Genomic DNA, 20,209 nt, shown 5'->3' on the forward strand with positions numbered 1-20,209 from the left:
GATCAGTCGACGCGCCGCGTCTCGAACCAGAACGAGGCGCCGGGCAGGCCGGTGTCGTTCGGGTAGGTGAACGGGATGTCGAGGCCGCCGGCCGGCGCCGCGAACACGCGCTTCACCCGCGCCGCGAATTCCGGATCCTGGCACAGGTAGGTGACCGGCGCCGTGACCCGAAACGGCGGCCTTCCGCACATCAGCATCGCGGCGAGCAGGTATTGCTCGTTGTAGAGCCGGTGGTTCCAGGCGGTCGGGTAGTCGTCGGGAATGAAGATGTCGTGGATCTGCACGATCACGCCGGGCACCAGGCGCGGAAGGATCTCGAAGAAGAACACCACCACGTCCGAGTTGGCGAAGGCCCGGTGCGACCCGTCGAAGAACAGGACGTCGCCCGCCTGCAGCGTGTCGAACACCGTGAGGTCGCAGTCTTCGAGCGGCTGGCGGATCACCGCGTCGCAGATCCGGTCGATGTGCCGGCGCGGGTTGGGATCGATCGAGGTCATCCGGGTCGGGAGCGACAGCCGCTCCACCGTGCGGCGCGCGAAGCAGGTCGAGGTGCCCGAACCGATCTCGACGTAGCGGGCCGGCCGCTTCCAGGCGAGGAAGGTCATGAGCGCGGCGGCGTCCAGCGCCGTGAACCAAGTGTTGTTCCAGCACGGCGCGGTCGGGTCCGCAGGGTCGGGCGCGTGGGCGACGTCGTGGATCAGCGCAGCGTGATCCTCGAGCGCGGATACGAAGCGCGCGTAGTCCGGCCGCCCCTGGTCGAGCACCGCCCGCAGCCGGCTGTGCGGCGGCGTCTGCGGCTGCCAGCGCGCTTGCGGCATGACCGGATAGTAGTCGTGGACGGTGTGGCTCCACCGGAACGGATCGGTGCTCGCGCGGAAGATGTCGAGGCCGGCCTTCCGACCCGCGCTTTGAACCAACTGCTTGAGCATCGACGCCTCCGACCGGCCCATCCCGACGAGGCGGATCGTAGCAGCAAATACAATCTTGGGTTGAGTTGTTCTGCGTAGCGCTCTGCACCGATTGCAAACGCGGTGAACGGGATTCCCGCCTCAGGCGGCGTCGCCGAGCGAGCGCAGGCCGGCGACGAGGTCCGAGAAGCGGTCGCCCTGCACCACCACGTGCGTGCGCAGGCGTTCGGCCGCGGCCGCGTCGTCGCCGGCGAGGATCGCTGCGACGATGCCGGCATGTTCCGCCAGCGACTGGCCGAGGCGGTGGCGCGTCCGCAGCTGAAGGCGGCGATAGGGGGCCAGCCGCCGGCTCAGCAGGCGGGCCTGCTCGGCGAGGAAGGCGTTGCGGCAGGCGCCGTAGACCACGGCGTGAAACACTTGGTTCTCGGCGTAGTAGCCCTCGGTGTCGCCGGCCGCCGCCGACGCCTCGCAGGCCGCGAGCGCCGCCTTCAGCGCCGCCTCGTGGTCGGGGGTCAGGCGCCGCGCGGCGAAGCGCCCGCAGGCCGCCTCCAGTTCCGCCATGGTCTCGAACATCGCCAGCAGGTGCTGCGGCTCCGGCGCGCTGACGATCGTGCCCTTGCGCGGCTTGGTCTCGACGAGCCCGGTGACGGCCAGCTGCAGCAGCGCCTCGCGGATCGGCGTGCGCGACACCCCGAACCGCTCGGCGAGCATCACCTCGTCGAGGCGCGCGCCGACGGCAAGATGGCCGGCAACGATCTCATCCTCGATGGTCTGCCGCAGGCGCTGTGCCTGGCTCATCGCTGGACGCCTCCCGAGCGTGACGATTCCCGAGCGTGACGATTCCCGAGAACTCATTATGCAGGGGCGTTGACAAAATATACAAGAGCCCGTTCAATATATACCAAGCGTTGAATTCACTATATTGTGCAGCGCAAAAACAAGACAGTCGCGATTGTGCGACGCGGGAGAAACAGCATGACGCCGACCCGACGCGCCCTCCTCGCCGGCGGCCTCGCCGCACCCGCCCTCCTGCGCTTCGGCCTCGGCGCCGCCCAGGCCGCGACGGTGCTGAAGCTCTCCCACCAGTTCCCCGGCGGCACCATCGACGAAGGCGACTTCCGCGATCGCATGTGCCGCAAGCTCGCCAAGGCGGTCGGCGAGCGCTCGAAGGGCGCGCTCGAGGTGCAGGTCTATCCCGGCTCGTCGCTGATGAAGACCAACGCCCAGTTCGGCGCGATGCGCAAAGGCGCGCTCGACATGTCGCTCTACCCCTCGCCCTACGCCGGCGGCGAGATCCCCGAGTTGAACATCGGCCTGATGCCGGGGCTCGTGACCTCCTACGCGCAGGGCGTCGCCTGGAAGGCGGCTCCGGTCGGCCGCAAGCTCACCGAGATCCTCGACGCCAAGGGCATCGTCCTGGTCTCCTGGGTCTGGCAGGCGGGCGGCGTCGCCAGCCGCGAGCGCCCGCTCTACGCGCCGGCCGACGCCAAGGGCCTCAAGGTCCGCGGCGGCTCGCGTGAGATGGACCTGATGATGAAGCAGGCGGGCGCGGCCACCCTCTCGATCCCGTCGAGCGAATCCTACGCGGCGATGCAGACCGGCGCGTGCGACGCGGTCATCACCTCCTCCACCAGCCTGATCTCGTTCCGCCTGGAGGAGCTGTCGAAGGCGCTGACCTCGGGGCGCGAGCGCTCCTACTGGTTCATGCTCGAGCCGATCATGATGTCGAAGGCGATCTTCAGCGGGCTGCCGAAGGACCAGCAGGACCTGATCATGGCGGTCGGCGCCGAGCTCGAATCCTTCGGACAGGACGGCGCCAAGGCCGACGACACCCATGTCGAGCAGGTCTTCTCGAAGGCCGGCGCCAAGGTGCAGAACCTCGACGAGAAGACCATGGGGCAGTGGCGCGACATCGCCCGCGACACGGCGTGGAAGGACTACGCGGCCAAGAACGCGCAGTGCGCCGAGCTCCTCAAGCTGGCGGAGCAGGTCGCGTGAGCCACGCCTTCGACGCGGCCTCGGCCGCCTCCGAGAAGGCGGTCGCCGAGCCCCGGATCCCCGGCGCGCTCGGCGTCATGGACCGGGCGATGAAGCGCCTGAACGGGGTGATCATGGTGTTCGGCGGGCTCGCGCTCGTCGGCGCCTGCCTCGTGCTGAGCTACAGCGTGGTGATCCGCTACGTCCTGCACGAGCCGACCGACTGGCAGGACGAGATGGCCGTGTTCCTGATCGTCGGCGCGACCTTCTTCTCGGCCGCCGCCGTCCAGGCCAAGCGCGGCCACGTGGCGATCGAGGCGCTGACCGGGTTCCTGTCGCCGAAGGTCAACCGCGCCCGCCTGTTGATGGCGGACGTGATCAGCTTCGTCTTCGTGGTGTTCTTCGCCTGGAAGAGCTGGACGCTGTTCCACGAGGCTTACGTCGACGGCCAGGTCTCGCAATCGAGCTGGGGCCCGCCGCTGGCGATCCCCTACGCCCTGATGGCGGTCGGCATGAGCCTGCTCGGCATCCAGTTCGCCGTGCAGATCGTCCAGGCCCTCACCTACGGTCCGAACTCCGCCGGCTGGGTCGCCCCGAAGGTCGGCCTCGGCGCCGACCTGAACACAGACATGCACGGACGGCCGGACGTGACCCCGCGGGGCACGGACCCGATGGGCGACACCGTCGACACCGCGAGGATCACCCGATGAGCACCGCCGCGATCGGCTTCCTCTATGCCGGGGCGACCCTCTCGGCGATGCTGGCCGGCATCCCCATCGCCTTCGCGCTCGGCTTCGTCGCGCTGGCGTTCATGTTCGTCTTCATGCCGGCGGCTTCGCTCGATACCGTGGCGCAGAACGTCTACGAGGAGATGGCCTCGATCACCCTGCTCTCGATCCCGCTCTTCATCCTGAAGGGCGCGGCGATCGGGCGCTCGAAGGCGGGCCAGGACCTCTACTCGGCCATGCACGCCTGGATGCACCGCATCCCGGGGGGGCTGGGCATCGCCAACGTCTTCGCCTGCGCGCTGTTCGCCGCGATGGCGGGGTCCTCGCCCGCCACCTGCTCGGCCATCGGCTCGGCCGGCATCCCGGAGATGCGCAAGCGCGGCTACTCGCCGGGCTTCGCCGCCGGCATCATCGCGGCCGGCGGGACGCTCGGCATCCTGCTGCCGCCCTCGATCACCATGATCCTCTACGCGGTGGCCGCCGAGCAGTCGCTCGGGCGCCTGTTCCTGGCCGGCATCGGGCCGGGGCTGCTGCTGGTCGGGCTGTTCGCGGCCTGGGCGGTGTTCCGCTTCCGCGCCGAGTACGCCACCGCGAAGGCCGCCTACGAGCGCGGCGGCGTCCAGTCGCCGATCCTGGCGGACGACACCTACAGCATGCGCCAGCGCTTCGAGACGCTGCCGCGGGTGCTGCCCTTCGTGGTGCTGCTCACCGGCGTGATGGTCGCGCTCTACGGCGGCTACGCCACGCCCTCCGAGACGGCCGGCCTCGGCGGCCTGCTGGCGCTCGGCCTGATCGCGGTGATCTACGGCGTCTGGCGCCCGAAGGACGTCAGCCCGATCCTCACCGCGACGTTGCGCGAGTCGACCATGCTGATGCTGATCATCGGCATGTCGCTGCTCTACGCCTACGTGATGAGCTACCTGCACATCTCGCAGTCGGCGGCCGCCGCGATCGTGGCGATGCAGCTTTCCCCCTGGGTGCTGCTGGTGACGATCCTCGGGCTGGTGATCGGGCTCGGCTTCTTCCTGCCGCCGGTCTCGATCATCCTGATGACCGCGCCGATCATCCTGCCGCCGCTGAAGGCCGCGGGCTTCGACCTGGTCTGGTTCGGCGTGGTGATGACCATCACCATGGAGATGGGCCTGATCCACCCGCCGGTCGGGCTCAACATCTTCGTCATCAAGAACATCGCCCCCGACATCCCGCTCTCGGACATCATCTGGGGGACGCTCCCCTTCGTGGTGCTGATGGCGGTGGCGATCCTGATCCTGTGCCTCGTGCCGGGCATCGCCCTGTGGCTGCCCGACCTGCTGCTGCCGTCCACGCGGTAGCGCGCCCCTCCTCCCCTCTCCCCGCGGGCGGGGAGAGGCCCGGCTGCACCCCGTCGTGCAACCGGGGGAGCGGCGGCGTAGCCGAAGCGGTGGTGAGGGCGGTCGTGCGAGGTGGAAGGTGTCAGGCGTGGCGCAGGGAAAGGGCGCCCCTTCGCGCCGCTACCGCCCCTGCCAATCCGGCGCGCGCTTGCCCAAGAACGCTTCCATGCCCTCGCGAAAATCGCGGCTCATGTAGCAGCTGAGGATCAGGTCGTCGCCGGGCTGCGGCTCGCCCTCGGGGGCGGTGGCCTCTTCGGCGAGCCGGCGCAGGCCTTCCTTGGTGGCCTGCATCGTCAGGGGCGCGTGGCCGGCGACCAGCGTCGCCAGCTCGGTCGCGCGCGCGGCGAGCGCTGCGGCGTCCGCCACCACCTCGCCGACGAGGCCGATGGTCAGCGCCTCCTCGGCGCCGACGAGGCGGGCGGTGAAGATGATGTCCTTCACCCGCGCCGGGCCGATCAGGTCGGACAGCCGCTTGAGGTTGCCCTGAGACAGGCAGTTTCCGAGCGTGCGGGCGATCGGGAAGCCGAAGCGTGCGTCGCGCGTGGCGACGCGCAGGTCGCAGGCGGCGGCGATCGCCGCCCCTCCCCCCGTGCAGGCGCCCGCGATGGCGGCGATGGTCGGCACCCGCATCCGCTCCAGCGTGCCGAGCACCCGGTCCATGAAGCGCTCGTAGCCCAGCGCATCCTCCGCGGTCTCGAAGCTGCGGAACTGGGCGATGTCGGTGCCGGCGGCGAACGCCTTCTCGCCGGCCCCGGTGATGACCAGCGCCTTGACCGACACGTCCTCCTGGATCCGCAGGCACTGGGTCACCAGGCCTTCGTACATCGCGAAGGTCAGGGCGTTGCGGGCGTGCGGCCGGTTGAGGACGATGCGGGCGATGGCGCCGTCCTGGGAGACCAGCAGTTCATCGGTCGGGGCGGCGTCGCTCATGCTCGAAGTCCTCATCCAATCGTCACGCCGTCGTCTCGCCCACGACGCCCGCCGCGATCAAGCCGTCGATCGCCGCGTCGTCGTAGCCGGCCCCGCGCAGGATCGCGCGCGAGTGCTCGCCGAACAGCGGCGCCGGGCCGTGGACCTTGCCCGGCGTCGCCGAGAACTTCACCGGCAGGCCGAGCGTCGTCATCGACCCTGCCCGGGGGTGCTCGACCGAGACCACCATCTCGCGGGCCAGCGTGTGGGGATCGCGGTGCATCTGGTTCACGTCGAGCACCGGGCCGGCCGGCACGCCGCCGGCCTCCAGACGCGCGAGCCACGCCTCGGAGGTGTCGCCCCGGAAGTACGGCGCGAGCGCCTCGGCCAGCGCGAGGCGGTGCTCCATGCGTCCGGCGTTGAGCGAAAAGCGCGGGTCGGCGGCGAGCGTGTCGGCGCCGAGCACGTCGAGGAGGCGCAGCCAGTTGGTCTGGTTGGCCGCGCCGATGGTGATCCAACCGTCCTGCGTCTCGAAGGCCTCGTAGGGGGCGTTCAGCGGGTGGGCCGAGCCCATCGGCCCCGGCGCCACGCCGGTCGCCATGGCGATCGCCGACTGCCAGTACGTCAGGGTGATGCCGGCCTCGAACAGGGAGGTGTCGACCACCTGGCCCTGCCCGGTCTTGAGGCGGTGGGTGTAGGCGGCGAGCACCCCCATCGCCGCGAGGATGCCGGCGGTGATGTCGGTGACCGGCGGCCCGCACTTCATCGGCGGCTCGCCGGGCCCGGCGCCGGTGACGCTCATCAGCCCGCTCATGCCCTGCGCGACGAGGTCGAACCCGGCCCGCTCCGCGTAGGGGCCGGAGCGGCCGAAGCCCGAGAGCGAGCAGTAGACGAGCGCCGGATGGCGCGCGCGCAGGGCTTCGTAGCCGAGGCCGAGCTTCTCCATCGTGCCGGCGCGGTAGTTCTCGATCAGCACGTCGGCGTCGGCCAGCAGCCGGTGGAGCACCGCCTTGCCGGCCTCGCTCTTGAGGTCGAGGGCCAGCCCGCTCTTGCCGCGGTTCATCATCATGTAGGCGGCGCTCTCGCCGTGAAGCGACGGCGGCACCGAGCGCCGGGTGTCGTCGCCGCCGGGGATCTTCTCGACCTTGATCACCTCGGCACCCATGTCGCCGAGCATCAGGCCGCAGACCGGGCCCGCCATGATGTGGGCGAGCTCGATCACTCTTACGCCCGCAAGCGGGCCTTCGCGTCGTGCGTCCACCATCGCCATCCGCCTCAGCGCACCGGCGCGACCGCGACGGGCGGGATACCGCCGGCCTCGGCCGGCTCCACGAAGGGGCGCTCGGGGTGCATGGTGAAGGCGGTGGCGGCACCCAGCAGGCACAGGCCGATCGAGCCGGCGAACGGCAGCGTCCAATCGCCGGTCATGTCGACGATCAGGCCGAACACGATCGGCGAGACGATGGCGGCGATCGCCGAGCCGGTGTTCATCAGCCCGCTCGCGGTGCCGGCGAATTTCGGCGCGATGTCCATCGGCACCGACCAGATCGGGCCGATGACCAGCTCGGCGAAGAAGAAGCCCGAGGAGAGCAGCAGGGCGACATAGGTGAGGTCGCGGGTGAAGAACACGCCCGTCAGGCTCGCCGCGGCGCCGAGGAAGCCGACGACGATGATCGACAGCCGCGCGAGCTTGAGGTTGCCGGTCTTCTCGAAGATGCGGTCCGAGAGCACGCCGCCGAGCGTGTCGCCGACGACGCCGGCGAAGAACACGCCCGAGGCGAACAGCGCCGAGTTCTTCAGGTCGAGGCCGTAGCTCTGCTTGAAGAAGCTCGGCAGCCAGCCGAGGAACAGCCACAGGGTCCAGCCGTAGCAGAAGTAGGTGATGGTGACGGGCAGGATGCGCTTGGTCAGCGCGCCCCACGGCACCGACTGCTTCGCGCCGACCTTGCGCGGCGGCGGCAGCTGGTCGAGCTCGGCTTGGGTGATCGCCTTGTGGTCGGACGGGTCATCACGGAAATAGAGGTACCAGATCACGACCCAGACGAAGCTGATCGCGCCGAGGATGACGAAGCTCGAACGCCAGCCGAAATGGTAGATCAGGAAGGCGACGATCGGCGGCGCCACGGCGTTGCCGAGCCGCGCGAAGGCGTGGGTGATGCCCTGCGCGAAGCCGCGACGGCCCGGCGCCGTCCAGTTCTGCATGGCGCGGGTCGCGGTCGGGAAGGTCGCGCCCTCGCCGAAGCCCAGCAGCACGCGGGCGAGGAACAGGCTGACGAGGCCGCCGACGAAGCCGGTGAGGATCGTCGCCGTGGCCCAGATCAATCCGCAGACCAGGAGCGTGCTCCGCGCGCCGAACTTGTCGCCGACCGAGCCGCCGATCACCTGGAAGATCGCGTAGGGGTAGGCGAAGGCCGAGAGGATCAGGCCGAACTGCGTGTTCGACATGCCGAGATCCTTGATGATCACGGCGCCCGCGGTGGCGATGTTCACCCGGTCGAGATAGGTGATGAAGTACATCAGGCAGAGCAGGAACAGCACGCTGTTCGTGGCGCTCAGGCGCTTGATCATGGCGTCGATCCTCCGGCACGGCGTTCTTGCGCAGCGTTCTTGGCAGCCGCCTTGTGGCGGTCCGCGCCGTCAGCCTGGCCTCGGCGACCGGGTGCGGCGTTTCGCATTACGTATTCAGTACGCTCGGCCTATGCCGGAGTGCAACCACGGGTGTTAGGAATCAGGCGTTTTCCGCCCGCACGATCCGCCTGCACGGGTGGCGGGTCGGAAGCCGGGCTACGCCGGGCAAGCCTCGTTCGCATCCGGTCCATCAGGTCGCCGGACGAACGAAAACGGGGGCCGAAGCCCCCGTTTCCCGTTCGATCATGAGAGGCCGGTCAGGCCGTGACGGGACGCATTCCGCTGGCCTGGGCGGGCGTCGCTGAGGGATCGAGCACCTTGCCGCGCGGGCCGACCCAGGCGCCGACCCACTTGCGCTGCCACAGGAACAGGCAGCCGAGCACCACGGCGGCGAAGACCGCGTAGACGACGAAGCCGGTGGCGAAGGCGCCGGTGTACTGCTTCGAGAAGCCCATCACGTTCGGCAGAATCGCGCCGCCGAGCGCCCCGATCTCGCCGATCATCGAGCCCGACACCGCGGTGTTGGTGGGGTAGCGCAGCGGGACGAGCTGGAACAGGGCGCCGTTGCCGGCGCCGAGCGCCGCGAAGCACAGCATGAACAGGATCGTGGTGGCGGCCAGCGACGGGGTGGCGGTGAGCGCCAGGAACGAGGCGATCGAGGCGAGCAGGACCACCGACAGCACGGCGATGCCGCCGATCCGGTCGGCGAAGTAGCCGCCGAGGATGCGGATGCCCGAGCCCATGAAGGCCGCAAGCATGGTCAGGCGCCCGGCCTCGACCTTCGTGACCGCGAACTGCTCGTAGAAGAACGTCGGCAGGAAGTTCGACAGGCCGATGAAGCCGCCGAAGGTGATGACGTAGATCAGCGAGAAGGCCCAGCCGTCCTTGGTGAACAGGCAGGAGATGTGGTCCTTGAACGACTGGTGCTCGAGGTCCGGCGGTTCCTTGGCGAGCACGATCATCACGATCAGCGGGATGGCCATGACGCAGCCGGCGAAGCCGTAGACCGCCTGCCAGCCGTAGGCCTGGGCCAGCGGCGGCGCGAACAGCACCGCGAGCACGGTGCCGGAATTGCCGGCGCCGGCGATGCCCATGGCGAGGCCCTTGTGCTCCGGCGGGAACCAGCCCGAGCCGAGCGACAGGGCGACGCCGAACGAGGCGCCCGCGATGCCGAGCAGCACGCCCATGGCGAGCACGTCGTTGTAGGTCGAGATGAAGAAGAAGCCGTAGGCCATCGCGAGCATGATGACGCCCATCTCGGTGATGGCGGCGTTCTTCCGGCCGATATACTGGGCGAGGACGCCGAGCGGGAAGCGCATGATCGCGCCCGCGAGGATCGGCAGCGAGATCATGAACCCGGTCTGGGCCGGGGACAGCTTGTAGGTCTCGGTGATGAACGGCCCCATGGCGCCGTTCAGGACCCAGATCGCGAAGCAGAAGTCGAAGTAGAGGAAGGCGGCGAACAGCGTCGGGGGGTGTCCCGACTTCATTACGGTCTTGAAGGAGGCCATCGTGGGTGCTCGTCTTGATCGAGCGGGCGCCTTCGCGCCGCCGCTCATGCCGGAGGAACCGGACTCACACCGTCCGCTTTGCGAGGCTTCGTTGCCCAGCGTGCCGCGCGCCGCGCGGCGATCTCCGGAAAAGCAGCAAACGTGCCAGACGTGGCGGGGCGGCCTGGCCAGGCGCAGCCCCCCGTTGAAGGCCTGCGGCGCAGCCGACGAAGACTGAGGGAAACGGCCAAGCCGCGGGCACTGGATGCCGGGATTCGCGGCAACGATGCCTAGGCGGCATGCGGTCGGGCGCGGACGCCCAAACCGGAGGCAACCCGCGAGGCTCGACGAGCGAACGATTACAGAGGAGTCGATGACGGCTGCGTCAGTGGCAGGTGGTGATGGTCTTCACGATCCAGCCCTGCTCCGGCTGCCACAGCTTGCGCCGGGCGCGGGTGCAATCGGCTGGCGCGGTCCCGGAGGTCCACGCGCCCGTCGGCTCGGACGGCGGCGGCGGCTCGACGGTCTGGACCGGGCGCGGACGCTCCGGACGCCGCGCCGCCTCCCGTGCGGCTGCGGGCGTCGCGACGACGCAGGCGAGCGCCAGGAGCGACGCCGCGAGGCGCGCGCGCAAGTTCGAAGCGGATGTCACGGGGAGATGTCCGAAGATCGAGAGGGCTGCGATACTGTTGCCGTCAGGTCGGGCGACAAATCAATCGCCCCGTCGCAACTTGTCCCCGCTCTGCCGACGAGGACGGCACATGGTAAAGGCTTGCCGCCGCGACGCCGGCGGATTTCACGGGTCAGATTTCGGCCCGGCGGTTGCGCGACACTTGAGGTGTCGCGGCCGGGCCGCGCCCCGTTGAAGACCTCGGTCGACAGGGCAGCCACCGTTGCAAGGAATCGACGCCGCCCCAGGAAACGGATTCCGCAACGCGGCGAAGGATGACGCGACGGGCCGTGACTTGCTAAGCCTTGCCCGTCACCACCGGATCGCGGCCGCCTGCCGCTCGACCGCGTGACTCAAGGTTCCGTGCCGGCCCGTCGCCGGCCCGGGGACCTCGGATCAAGGACGTTTCGAACCGCCATGCCGAATACTTTGCGAAGCCTCCTGCTCGCCGGCGCGATGACCGGCCTCGCGAGCCTGTCCGCGACCGCACCCGTGCACGCCCAGGGACGGGGCGCCCTCGCGTCGAGCGCCATCGACGGCGTCGGCGACGACGACCGCCTGTTCCAGGACCAGTCCGGCGCGCTCTACCGCCTCCGCGGCGGCCGCTACGAGCCCTATGCCGGCCGCGTCGAGTTCGGCCGCGCCGTGCCCGACCGCGCCACGGCCTCGGAGCGCCGCCCCATCCCCGAGCGCCAGCAGCTCGCCGGGCGCCCGCCCGAGACCTTGCAGGAGAGCCCGGCCGACGCGCCCGCCGCGCCGCTCACCGTCGGCCCGAAGCCCGGCGCCAACCAGCTCTCCCCGGCGATGGCCGCGGCGATCAACCGGCCGGTCGACAACGGCCCGATCAACTACGACAAGGCCTACGGCGCGATCGCCGACGACGCGTTCCCGGTGGCGGCCTTCAACTGGAAGAAGGCCAACCCGGCGTTCTTGCGCCAGGAGATCGCCTATACCGGCCCCTACGAGCCCGGCACGATCGTGGTCGACCCGCGGGCGCACCAGCTCACCCTGGTCCAGGCGGACGGCCGGGCGCGGCGCTACGGCGTCGGCGTCGGCAAGCAGGGCTTCTCGTGGTCGGGCGCCGCGACGGTGAACCTGAAGCAGGCCTGGCCGGATTGGTACCCGCCGAAGGAGATGATCGCCCGCACGCCGCACCTGGCGCGCGAGGTCGACACGCTGCCGAGCGGCGTCGGCGTCCCCGGCGGCAACCGCAACCCGCTGGGCGCCCGCGCCATGTACCTGTGGCAGGGCAACAAGGACACGCTGTTCCGCATCCACGGCACGCTGGATCCGAACTCGATCGGCAAGAGCGTCTCGTCGGGCTGCATCCGCATGATCAACCAGGATGCGATCGACCTGTTCAGCCGCGTCAACGTCGGCACCAAGGTCGTCGTCCTGAACTGAGCAGGAATCGACCGCGCCGTCCGCGGGGGGAAGCCCCGGCGGACGGCGTTCGCGTTCGATCAGTCCGCGTTGCGCTCGGCGCGGCGGTGCTCGCCGAGGATGCGCCGCACCGTGCCGGTGGCCGAGCGGTAGACCACGGTCTCCGTCTCGATGACGCCGGGCTTGAAGCGCACGCCGCGCAGAAGCGCCCCGTCGGTGACGCCGGTCGCCGCGACGGTGACGTCGCCGCGGGCCAGATCCGTCAGCTCGTATTTCCGGTTCGGGTCGCCGATGCCCATGTCCTGCGCCCGCCGGCGCTTCTCCAGGGTGTCGAGGATTAGCCGGCCCTGCATCTGGCCGCCGATGCAGCGCAGCGCGCCGGCCGCGATCACGCCCTCGGGCGCCGCGCCGATCCCGAGATAGATGTCGACGCCGGTCTCGTCGGGCGAGTTGGTGAAGATGATCCCGGCGATGTCGCCGTCGGAGATCAGGCGGACGCCCGCCCCCGTGGCGCGGATCGCGGCGACGAGGTCGCCGTGCCGCGGCCGGTCGAGGACGATCGCGACGATCTGCGAGGTCGGCACGCCCTTGGCGCGGGCGAGCGCGGCGATGTTGTCGGCGGGGCTGGCGTCGAGGTCGACGAGGCCGGGCGGATAGCCGGGGCCGATCGCGATCTTCTGCATGTAGACGTCGGGGGCGGCGAGCAGCGAGCCGCGCTCGGCCATCGCCATGATCGCGATCGCGCCGGGCATGTCCTTGGCGCAGAGCGTCGTGCCCTCCAGCGGGTCGACCGCGAGGTCGACGCGGGGGCCGCCGCCGCTGCCGAGGCGCTCGCCGATGAACAGCATCGGCGCCCGGTCGCGCTCGCCCTCGCCGATCACCACGGTCCCGTCGATCGGCAGCGCGTTGAGCTCGGCCCGCATCGCGTCGACGGCGGCCTGGTCGGCGGCCTTCTCGTTGCCCTGCCCGCGCAGGGCCGCCGCCGCGATGGCCGCGCGCTCGGTCACGCGTGCGAGTTCGAGGGTGAGCGTGCGCGCGACGACGCTCCGCGAGCCCTGCATGAGCGCCTCGTCCATCGTTTCCCAAGCCCTTCCCGCGGCCCGAACGTTTTCGGTGCCCCTGCTCCTACAGCCTACCGCGGCTAGGATGCACGAAAATAACTTGGGTTTTCGATTTTGGGCGGGATCGGAACGATAGTGCCGTTCTGTTGGGCGCCGAACAGGCTTATTCGCGCTCGATCCGGATGAGCTGCGGCGCCTCGGCCAGCAGCCCGTCGCCGGCGATGGCGTCGAGGGCCGCGCGGATGTTCCCCTCCGTCGCCGCGTAGGTGATCAGCACCAGCGGCACCGGCTGGCCGGAGCGGCCCTTCGGATCGCTTTCCGCCATCTCGCTGGTGCGGCGCTGCAGGATGCTCTCCAGCGAAATCTCGCGCTCGGCCATGCGGGTGGCCACGCCCGCCGCGACGCCGGGCCGGTTGTGGACCGTGAGGCGGATGTAATAGCCGCCCTCGTGCCGCTGCATCTCGACCCGCTCGGCCGGGCGCAGGGACGCGGTCGGGCAGCCGAAGGTCGGGCGGCTCAGGCCGGCGGCGAGGTCGGCGATGTCGGCGACCACCGCGGAGGCGGTCGCCTCGCCGCCGGCGCCCGGGCCGATCAGGGTCAGCTCGCCGACGGCGTCGGCATCGATCGTCACCGCGTTGGTCACGCCCATCACCTGGGCGATGCTCGAGGATTTCGGCACCATGGTCGGGTGCACGCGCTGCTCGATCCCCGCCTCGGTCGCCTGCGCGACGCCGAGCAGCTTGATCCGGTAGCCGAGCTCCTCGGCCATCCGTAGGTCGAGGGGCTTCACCCCGGAGATGCCCTCCACCGAGACGCCCTCGGCGTCGATCGAGGTGCCGAAGGCGAGGCTCGTGAGGATCGCGAGCTTGTGGGCGGTGTCGAAACCCTCGACGTCGAAGGTCGGGTCGGCCTCGGCATAGCCCAGGGCCTGCGCGTCCTTGAGGCAGGCCTCGAAGGTCAGGCCCTCGCGCTCCATCCGGGTGAGGATGTAGTTGCAGGTGCCGTTCATGATTCCGTAGACGCGGCTCACGGCGTTGCCGGCCAGACCCTCTCGGATCGCCTTGATCACCGGGATGCCGCCCGCGACCGCCGCCTCGTAGGCGAGCGCGACGCCCGCGGTCTCGGCCGACTTCGCCAGCGCCGCGCCGTGGAGCGCCAGCAGCGCCTTGTTCGCGGTGACGACCGGCTTGCCGGCGGCGAGCGCGGCCTCGACCACGGCTTTGGCCGGCCCTTCCGAGCCGCCGATCAGCTCGACCACGCAGTCGACCTCGGCCGAGCGCGCCATCTCCACCGGATCGTCGAACCAGTGCAGCCCGGCGACGTCGAACCCGCGGTCGCGGGTGCGGTCGCGGGAGGAGACGGCGACGACGCGGATGTCGCGGCCGGTCGCGGCGGCGAGCGCGGCGGCCCGGCGCGCGACCATCCGGACGACGGCGGCGCCGACCGTGCCGAGACCGGCGACACCGAGGCGGAGGCTCTGGGACATGGTGGTTTTCGCAAGCCTTCTGCCCTGCGCCGTCGGCGGCCTGTCGGCCGGCGTGGACGAGCGCGGGGAACGCCGCGCGCCCCATCGGCTGCGGCGCCGCCCTTCTGCCTCGATTTGCCGGGAGGCGCAAGAAATCGGCCGGGCGCCGGGGCGCATCCCGAGGTTCCTCCGTCACCGCCGCGAAACCGCCTCGCGATGCCGGACGGCCGCGACGACCAAGCCGTAGAGCACCGCGGCGTTGAGGACGTGCCAGAGGAAGTGGGTGCCGACGGGCACGAGCGCGCAGACGCCCCGGTCGGCGGTGCGCAAGGCGAGCGAGACGGAAAACAGCGCCGCCAGCGCCACGACCCGCCGGCCGGTCGCGGCCGGGTCGTCCACGCCGCGGAGCCCGAGGGCGACGCCCACCAACGCCAGCACCGCCGGCAGGTAGTCGATCGAGCCGTTGGTGAGCACCTCGACCGAGCGGCCGGCGACGGCGTCGAGGGCCGGGACGAGCCCGAAGCCGAAGCCCGCGAAGGCCAGCGTCGCCGCCCATGCGGCGAACGGCCCGAATCGCAGGAACCGCACCATCGCCAGGTAGAAGTAGGCGTGGATGAACACGGCGATCGGCACGACGTCGGCGAGCATGGCCCAACGCACGGCGAGCGTGTGGAACAGGAACGACCCGATGCCGACGACCGCCGTCAGGAGCGCCAGCGCGACGCCGGCCCGGTCGTCCGCCGCGCGGGCGCGCCGATGGGCCGCGACGGCGGCGACGAGGAAGGCGGCGTTGGACAGGGCGTTGACCGGCTCCGCCCAGAACGCCGCGCCGCCCCGCTCGCAATAGGCGCCGATCGGTTCGAACCAGTCCACCGGCGGCCTCGTTGCGTGAGCGGGCGGCGACGCGCCCGGCCTTCCGCTTGTCAGGCCGGTGCGAAGGCCCGATGACGGGCTCCGCCCTCACAAGCCGCCAGACGACGGGCTTCGCCCTTCAGGACGCCAGACGACGGGCTCCGCCCTCCAGGACGCCAGCGATGCGCATCACCACGTGGAACGTCAATTCGATCAAGCAGCGGGTCGGGCACCTGCTCGCCTTCCTCGACGAGGCCAAGCCGGACGTGGTCTGCCTGCAGGAGCTGAAGTGCCAGGAGGAGGCGTTCCCGCGCGCCGAGATCGAGGCGGCCGGCTATGCCGTCGAGGCGGTGGGGCAGAAGGCCTATAACGGCGTCGCGCTGCTGGTCCGCGCGCCGCTGACCTACGATCCGGCCACCGTGCTGCGCGCGCTCCCGGGCGACGCCGAGGACGAGCAGGCCCGCTACGTCGAGGCGCTGGTCAGCGGGGACGGGGTCGCGCCGGTGCGGGTGGCCTCGATCTACCTGCCGAACGGCAACCCGGTGGCGAGCCCGAAATACCCCTACAAGCTCGCCTTCCTGGAGCGGCTGCGTCTTCACGCGATCGCGCGGATGCGCGAGGAGACCGCGCTGGTGCTCGCGGGCGACTACAACGTCATCCCCGAGCCGGAGGATGCGGCCGAGCCCACGGCCTGGGCAGACGACGCGCTCTACCTGCCGACCACGCGGGCGGCGTTCCGCGCGCTGCTGGCCGAAGGGTTGACCGACGCGGTTCGCGCCTGCGACCCGCGCCCCGGCCTCTACAGCTTCTGGGACTACCAGGCCGCCGCCTGGTCGCGGAACTTCGGCATTCGCATCGACCACCTCCTGCTCTCGCCGCAGGCCGCAGACCGGCTGGTCTCGGCCTCGGTGCAGAAGCACCTGCGCGGCCTGGAGAAGCCGTCGGACCACGTCCCCGTGACGGTGGAGCTGGCGGCGGGGTAGGCGCGCCGGCGTTGTCCACGCCTTTCGCGGCGACATAATCCCCGGCTCCGCAACAAAGTTATCCGGCTCAGGTTGTTCAGCGCCACCGGGAGACGCCGGCAGCCCTGGGACGACCGAGCATGGAACGACCGAATCAGATGAGCGGCGACGACGCCTTCGGCGAGGCCGAGACCGTGCCCGGACCAGCGCAGGATCAAAGGCAGGACAAGGACGGACGCGACGCGCACGAGGCGGCCGAAGAGGTCGTGCTGGAGCCGCTGGCCGACTATCCGCACATCGATCTGCGGACCGGCGGCGAGCCCTGGGACAAGCGCCGCGCCGCCGGCAAGCGCCTGCGCGAGGCCGTGCCGCACGAAGCCCACGCGGCCCTCGACCTTCCCTCCGACCGGCCGGACCCCGTCGACCTGATCGTGGGGGCGCACGAAGGCCGCCAGCCGAGGCTCGTCCCGTTGCGGGTGGCGCGAATGGCGAGCTCGCCCTTCGCGTTCCTGCGCGGCGCCGCCCACGTCATGGCCTGGGACCTCGCGCACGGCCCGCGCAGCGACATCAACGTGGTGATGAACGGCGACGCGCACATCTCGAACTTCGGCCTGTTCGGGACGCCGCAGGGCGACGTCGTGCTCGACCTCAACGACTTCGACGAGGTGACGATCGGCCCGTGGGAGTGGGACCTGAAACGGCTCGTCGCCAGCATCGAGGTCGCCGCCCGCGAGGATGCGGTTCCGGCCGAGGCGCGGCGGCAGGCGGTGATGGCGGCGGTCGGCGGCTACCAGCACACGATGCTGGACCTCGCGCCCCAGGGCTCGCTGGACGTCTGGCAGCAGGCGACCCGCGCCGACCGGCTCGACGTCTCGGGCGTCCGGATCGACGAGGCGTCGCAGGCGGTGGTGCGCAAGGCGGTGGAGAAGGCGCGCAAGAAGAACAACCAGAGCCTGCTCGCCCGCGTCGGCGAGCGCCGCGTCGACGGCGGCTGGCGCTTCCGCGAGGACGCGCCGATCCTCACCGGGGTCGACGACGAGACCCGCGAGGCGGTGATCACGGGGCTGGAGCACTACGCCGAGACGCTGCCGCGCGAGCGCCGGTTCATGCTGAGCCGCTACCACGTCGTCGACGTCGCCCACCGCGTCGTCGGGGTCGGCAGCGTCGGGACCCGCGCCTACGTGGCGCTGCTCTGCGGCAACTCCGACCAGGACGTGCTCTTCCTGCAGGTGAAGGAGGCCGTGCGCCCGGCCCACGCCCCCTACCTGCCCGGCATGCCCGAGCCCTATGCCAGCCACGAGGGCGAGCGGGTGATCTACGGCCAGCGCCTGCTACAGGGCGTCGGAGACCCGCTGCTCGGCTGGACCACGATCGAAGACCGCCCGTTCTACGTGCGGCAGATGAAGAACATGAAGGGCGAGATCCCGGTCTCGTGCATGACCGGGCAGCCGCTGCTGTACTTCTCCTGGGCCTACGGCGCGCTGCTCGCCCGCGCGCATGCCCGCACCGGCGACGCGGCCGCCATCGCCGGCTATTGCGGCAAGGACCGCCACGCGGACCTGCGCGAGGCCCTGGCCGACTGGGCGCACGCCTACGGCGACCAGAACGCGGCCGACTACGAGGCCTTCCTCGCCGCCATCGCGTCGGGCCGGCTCGAGGCGGCGGACGATCCCTGCCTCTGACTTGACGCGGCCAGCGCGGGGCCGGCCCCGGCGCTACCGCTTCATCAACCCGCCGAGCACGTTGCGCAGGATGGCGTTGCCGACTTGTGTGCCGACGCTGCGGGCCATCGAGCGCGCGGCGTTCGAAACGACCTGCTCGGCGAGGCTCTGCGGGGCCTTTCGGCCGGCCTTGGCGGCGGGCTTGCCGAAGACGCTGCCCACGATGCCGCCGAGCAGGCCGCCGAGGCCCCCCTCCGAAGCCTGCGCCGCCTCGGCCGGGGCGGCGTCGAGGTTCTTGCGCTTGGCGAGCATCTCGTAGGCGCTCTCGCTGTCGATCGCCTCGTCGTACTTGCCGCGCAGCGGGCTTTTGGCGATCAGGTCGGCGCGCTCGGCCGGCGTCAGCGGCCCGACGCGGCCCTGCGGCGGGGCGATCAGGGCGCGCTCGACCACCGACGGCGTGCCCTTCGGCTCCAGGAAGCTGACCAGGGCCTCGCCGACGCCGAGCTGGGTGATCGCCTCCGCCACGTCGAAGCCGGGGTTCTGCCGGAACGTCTCGGCGGCCGCCTTCACGGCCCGCTGGTCGCGGGGGGTGAAGGCGCGCAGCGCGTGCTGCACCCGGTTGCCGAGCTGGCCCAGCACCGTCTCCGGCACGTCGAGGGGGTTCTGCGTCACGAAGTAGACGCCGACGCCCTTCGAGCGGATCAGCCGCACCACCTGCTCGACCGCGTCCAGCAGCGCCTTCGGCGCATCGTTGAACAGCAGGTGCGCCTCATCGAAGAAGAACACCAGCTTCGGCTTCTCCAGGTCGCCGACCTCGGGCAGCTGCTCGAACAGCTCGGAGAGCATCCACAGCAGGAACGAGGCGTAGAGCCGGGGCCGCTGCATCAGCTTGTCGGCGGCCAGGATGTTGACGAACCCGCGCCCGTCGCGGTCGGTCCGCATGAAGTCTTCGAGGTTCAGGGCCGGCTCGCCGAAGAAGCGGTCGGCGTTCTGGTTCTCGAGCATCAGGAGCTGGCGCTGGATCGCGCCGACCGAGGCCGCCGAGACGTTGCCGTAGGTCCCCGAAATCGTCTTGAGGTTCTCCGAGCAGAAGGCCAGCAGCGCGCGCAGGTCCTTCAGATCGATCACCGGCCACTGGTTCTCGTCGGCGACGCGGAAGGCGATGTTGAGCACGCCCTCCTGCGTGTCGTTGAGTTCGAGGAGGCGTGCCAGCAGCAGCGGCCCCATCTCGGTCACGGTGCAGCGGATCGGGTGGCCCTGCTCGCCGAACAGGTCCCAGAACACCGTTGGAAAGCGGTCGGGCTCGTAGGCGATGCCGAGTTCCTCGGCGCGCTTGACGAAGACCGGCTTGGATTCGCCGGCCGCCGCCAGCCCCGACAGGTCGCCCTTCACGTCGGCCGCGAAGACCGGGACGCCGGCGTTCGAGAAGCCCTCGGCCATCACCTGCAGGGTGACGGTCTTGCCGGTGCCGGTCGCGCCGGCCACCAGACCGTGCCGGTTGGCGAGCTTGAGCGTCAGCACCTCCGGCTTCGGCGGCCCCGCTTTCTGGGGACTCTTTCCAACCAGGATGCTGCCGTCGCCCGCCATCCGCCCAATCCCCTTCGCGCCGATCGTCACGGTTATGGGCGCCGGAGCCCGGCTTTGCCAGATGCGCGGGCGTTCGGCTTGATTTCCGCGCGTCCAGGCCCGAATGACGAGGAAACACCCTCGGGAGCTGCCGACCATGGAAGAACTCATCGCCCGCGTGACCAACCGCACGGGCCTCGATGCCGCGACGGCGCAGACCGCGATCGGGCACATCCTGGCCTTCCTCCAGAAGGAAGGCCCCGCTACCGAGGTCAGCCAGCTGATGGCGTCGATGCCGGGCTCCGAGTCCCTGGTCGCCACCTCGAACGCCGAAGAGGGCGGCGGCGGGGGCCTGATGGGCATGCTCGGCGGCATGATGGGCGGCGGCGTGATGGCGCTCGGCCAGAAGCTGATGTCGGCCGGCGTGCCGATGGGCCAGATGCAGCCGCTCGGCCAGGAGCTGTTCGCCTACGGCCGCGAGAAGGCGGGCGAGGACGTGATGGGGCCGATCGTCGGCTCGGTCCCCGGCCTCAACCAGTTCGTCTGAGACCCGACGACCGGCGGCCTCGCGGGGCGTTT

General features: G+C 70.7%; 18 protein-coding genes. 7 read left to right on the plus strand and 11 right to left on the minus strand.

Annotation, left to right across the window (positions count from 1 at the left end; genetic code table 11):
* Positions 1 to 2: 2 nt before the first annotated feature.
* Both MFF13_RS23680 and MFF13_RS23685 read right to left on the minus strand, forming a co-directional pair.
* Positions 3 to 929 carry a class I SAM-dependent methyltransferase gene (locus MFF13_RS23680; RefSeq protein WP_147828905.1) on the minus strand — a complete coding sequence of 309 codons (927 nt, stop codon included), beginning with the start codon at positions 927 to 929 and terminating at the stop codon, positions 3 to 5.
* Positions 930 to 1,049: 120 nt separating this feature from the next.
* Positions 1,050 to 1,706: a GntR family transcriptional regulator gene (locus MFF13_RS23685; protein WP_238273104.1), complete on the minus strand. Its 657-nt coding sequence runs from the start codon at positions 1,704 to 1,706 to the stop codon at positions 1,050 to 1,052.
* Positions 1,707 to 1,883: 177 nt separating this feature from the next.
* On the opposite strand from MFF13_RS23685, the gene dctP reads away from it, so the two are divergent.
* The 3 genes from dctP to MFF13_RS23700 are packed head-to-tail and all read left to right on the plus strand — an operon-like array spanning position 1,884 to position 4,944.
* Positions 1,884 to 2,906 (plus strand): TRAP transporter substrate-binding protein DctP, encoded by a 1,023-nt coding sequence (dctP, locus tag MFF13_RS23690; protein WP_147828909.1) that lies wholly within the window; start codon positions 1,884 to 1,886, stop codon positions 2,904 to 2,906.
* A complete protein-coding gene (locus MFF13_RS23695; RefSeq protein ID WP_147828911.1) occupies positions 2,903 to 3,595 on the plus strand; it encodes a TRAP transporter small permease in 693 nt (230 codons plus the stop codon). Before dctP ends, MFF13_RS23695 begins: the two co-directional genes overlap by 4 nt.
* On the plus strand, positions 3,592 to 4,944 hold the full coding sequence (locus tag MFF13_RS23700) for a TRAP transporter large permease (protein ID WP_147750442.1): 1,353 nt from the start codon (positions 3,592 to 3,594) through the stop codon (positions 4,942 to 4,944). Before MFF13_RS23695 ends, MFF13_RS23700 begins: the two co-directional genes overlap by 4 nt.
* Positions 4,945 to 5,103: 159 nt before the next feature.
* Here the strand turns inward: MFF13_RS23700 and MFF13_RS23705 are convergent, their stop codons facing one another.
* The 5 genes from MFF13_RS23705 to MFF13_RS23725 form a co-directional block, all read right to left on the minus strand.
* Positions 5,104 to 5,913, minus strand: coding sequence for an enoyl-CoA hydratase/isomerase family protein (locus MFF13_RS23705; protein ID WP_238273105.1), 810 nt, complete (start codon positions 5,911 to 5,913; stop codon positions 5,104 to 5,106).
* A gap of 22 nt (positions 5,914 to 5,935) precedes the next feature.
* Complete coding sequence (locus MFF13_RS23710) at positions 5,936 to 7,156, minus strand: CaiB/BaiF CoA transferase family protein (RefSeq protein ID WP_147828915.1); 1,221 nt, start codon at positions 7,154 to 7,156, stop codon at positions 5,936 to 5,938.
* A gap of 11 nt (positions 7,157 to 7,167) precedes the next feature.
* Positions 7,168 to 8,460 carry an MFS transporter gene (locus tag MFF13_RS23715; RefSeq protein WP_238273106.1) on the minus strand — a complete coding sequence of 431 codons (1,293 nt, stop codon included), beginning with the start codon at positions 8,458 to 8,460 and terminating at the stop codon, positions 7,168 to 7,170.
* Between the two features lie 317 nt (positions 8,461 to 8,777).
* Positions 8,778 to 10,031: an MFS transporter gene (locus tag MFF13_RS23720; RefSeq protein ID WP_147828919.1), complete on the minus strand. Its 1,254-nt coding sequence runs from the start codon at positions 10,029 to 10,031 to the stop codon at positions 8,778 to 8,780.
* A gap of 364 nt (positions 10,032 to 10,395) precedes the next feature.
* A complete protein-coding gene (locus MFF13_RS23725) occupies positions 10,396 to 10,662 on the minus strand; it encodes a hypothetical protein (RefSeq protein WP_147828921.1) in 267 nt (88 codons plus the stop codon).
* Between the two features lie 435 nt (positions 10,663 to 11,097).
* Here MFF13_RS23725 and MFF13_RS23730 point away from each other — a divergent pair, with 435 nt between their 5' ends.
* Positions 11,098 to 12,084, plus strand: coding sequence for a L,D-transpeptidase (locus MFF13_RS23730; RefSeq protein WP_187273630.1), 987 nt, complete (start codon positions 11,098 to 11,100; stop codon positions 12,082 to 12,084).
* A 59-nt stretch (positions 12,085 to 12,143) separates the two neighbouring features.
* Here MFF13_RS23730 and glpX read toward each other — a convergent pair whose 3' ends face one another.
* From glpX to MFF13_RS23745, 3 genes are all read right to left on the minus strand, one after another.
* On the minus strand, positions 12,144 to 13,139 hold the full coding sequence (glpX, locus tag MFF13_RS23735; RefSeq protein WP_147828923.1) for a class II fructose-bisphosphatase: 996 nt from the start codon (positions 13,137 to 13,139) through the stop codon (positions 12,144 to 12,146).
* A gap of 148 nt (positions 13,140 to 13,287) precedes the next feature.
* Complete coding sequence (locus MFF13_RS23740; RefSeq protein ID WP_147828925.1) at positions 13,288 to 14,610, minus strand: homoserine dehydrogenase; 1,323 nt, start codon at positions 14,608 to 14,610, stop codon at positions 13,288 to 13,290.
* A gap of 171 nt (positions 14,611 to 14,781) precedes the next feature.
* Complete coding sequence (locus tag MFF13_RS23745; RefSeq protein ID WP_238273107.1) at positions 14,782 to 15,462, minus strand: ceramidase domain-containing protein; 681 nt, start codon at positions 15,460 to 15,462, stop codon at positions 14,782 to 14,784.
* 161 nt (positions 15,463 to 15,623) lie between these two features.
* Here MFF13_RS23745 and xth point away from each other — a divergent pair, with 161 nt between their 5' ends.
* Both xth and MFF13_RS23755 read left to right on the plus strand, forming a co-directional pair.
* A complete protein-coding gene (gene xth, locus MFF13_RS23750; protein WP_147814174.1) occupies positions 15,624 to 16,424 on the plus strand; it encodes an exodeoxyribonuclease III in 801 nt (266 codons plus the stop codon).
* A 137-nt stretch (positions 16,425 to 16,561) separates the two neighbouring features.
* On the plus strand, positions 16,562 to 18,085 hold the full coding sequence (locus MFF13_RS23755) for a DUF2252 domain-containing protein (protein ID WP_238273108.1): 1,524 nt from the start codon (positions 16,562 to 16,564) through the stop codon (positions 18,083 to 18,085).
* Between the two features lie 33 nt (positions 18,086 to 18,118).
* On the opposite strand, the gene MFF13_RS23760 is transcribed toward MFF13_RS23755, so the two are convergent.
* Entirely contained in the window at positions 18,119 to 19,651 is a 1,533-nt protein-coding gene (locus MFF13_RS23760; protein ID WP_147762298.1) for a helicase HerA-like domain-containing protein, read from the minus strand.
* A 103-nt stretch (positions 19,652 to 19,754) separates the two neighbouring features.
* Between MFF13_RS23760 and MFF13_RS23765 the strand changes: the two genes are divergently transcribed.
* Positions 19,755 to 20,177 carry a DUF2780 domain-containing protein gene (locus MFF13_RS23765; protein ID WP_348644091.1) on the plus strand — a complete coding sequence of 141 codons (423 nt, stop codon included), beginning with the start codon at positions 19,755 to 19,757 and terminating at the stop codon, positions 20,175 to 20,177.
* Positions 20,178 to 20,209 lie beyond the last annotated feature (32 nt).

Origin of the sequence: Methylobacterium cerastii (assembly GCF_022179125.1) — a bacterium.
GTDB classification, from domain to species: Bacteria; Pseudomonadota; Alphaproteobacteria; order Rhizobiales; family Beijerinckiaceae; genus Methylobacterium; species Methylobacterium cerastii.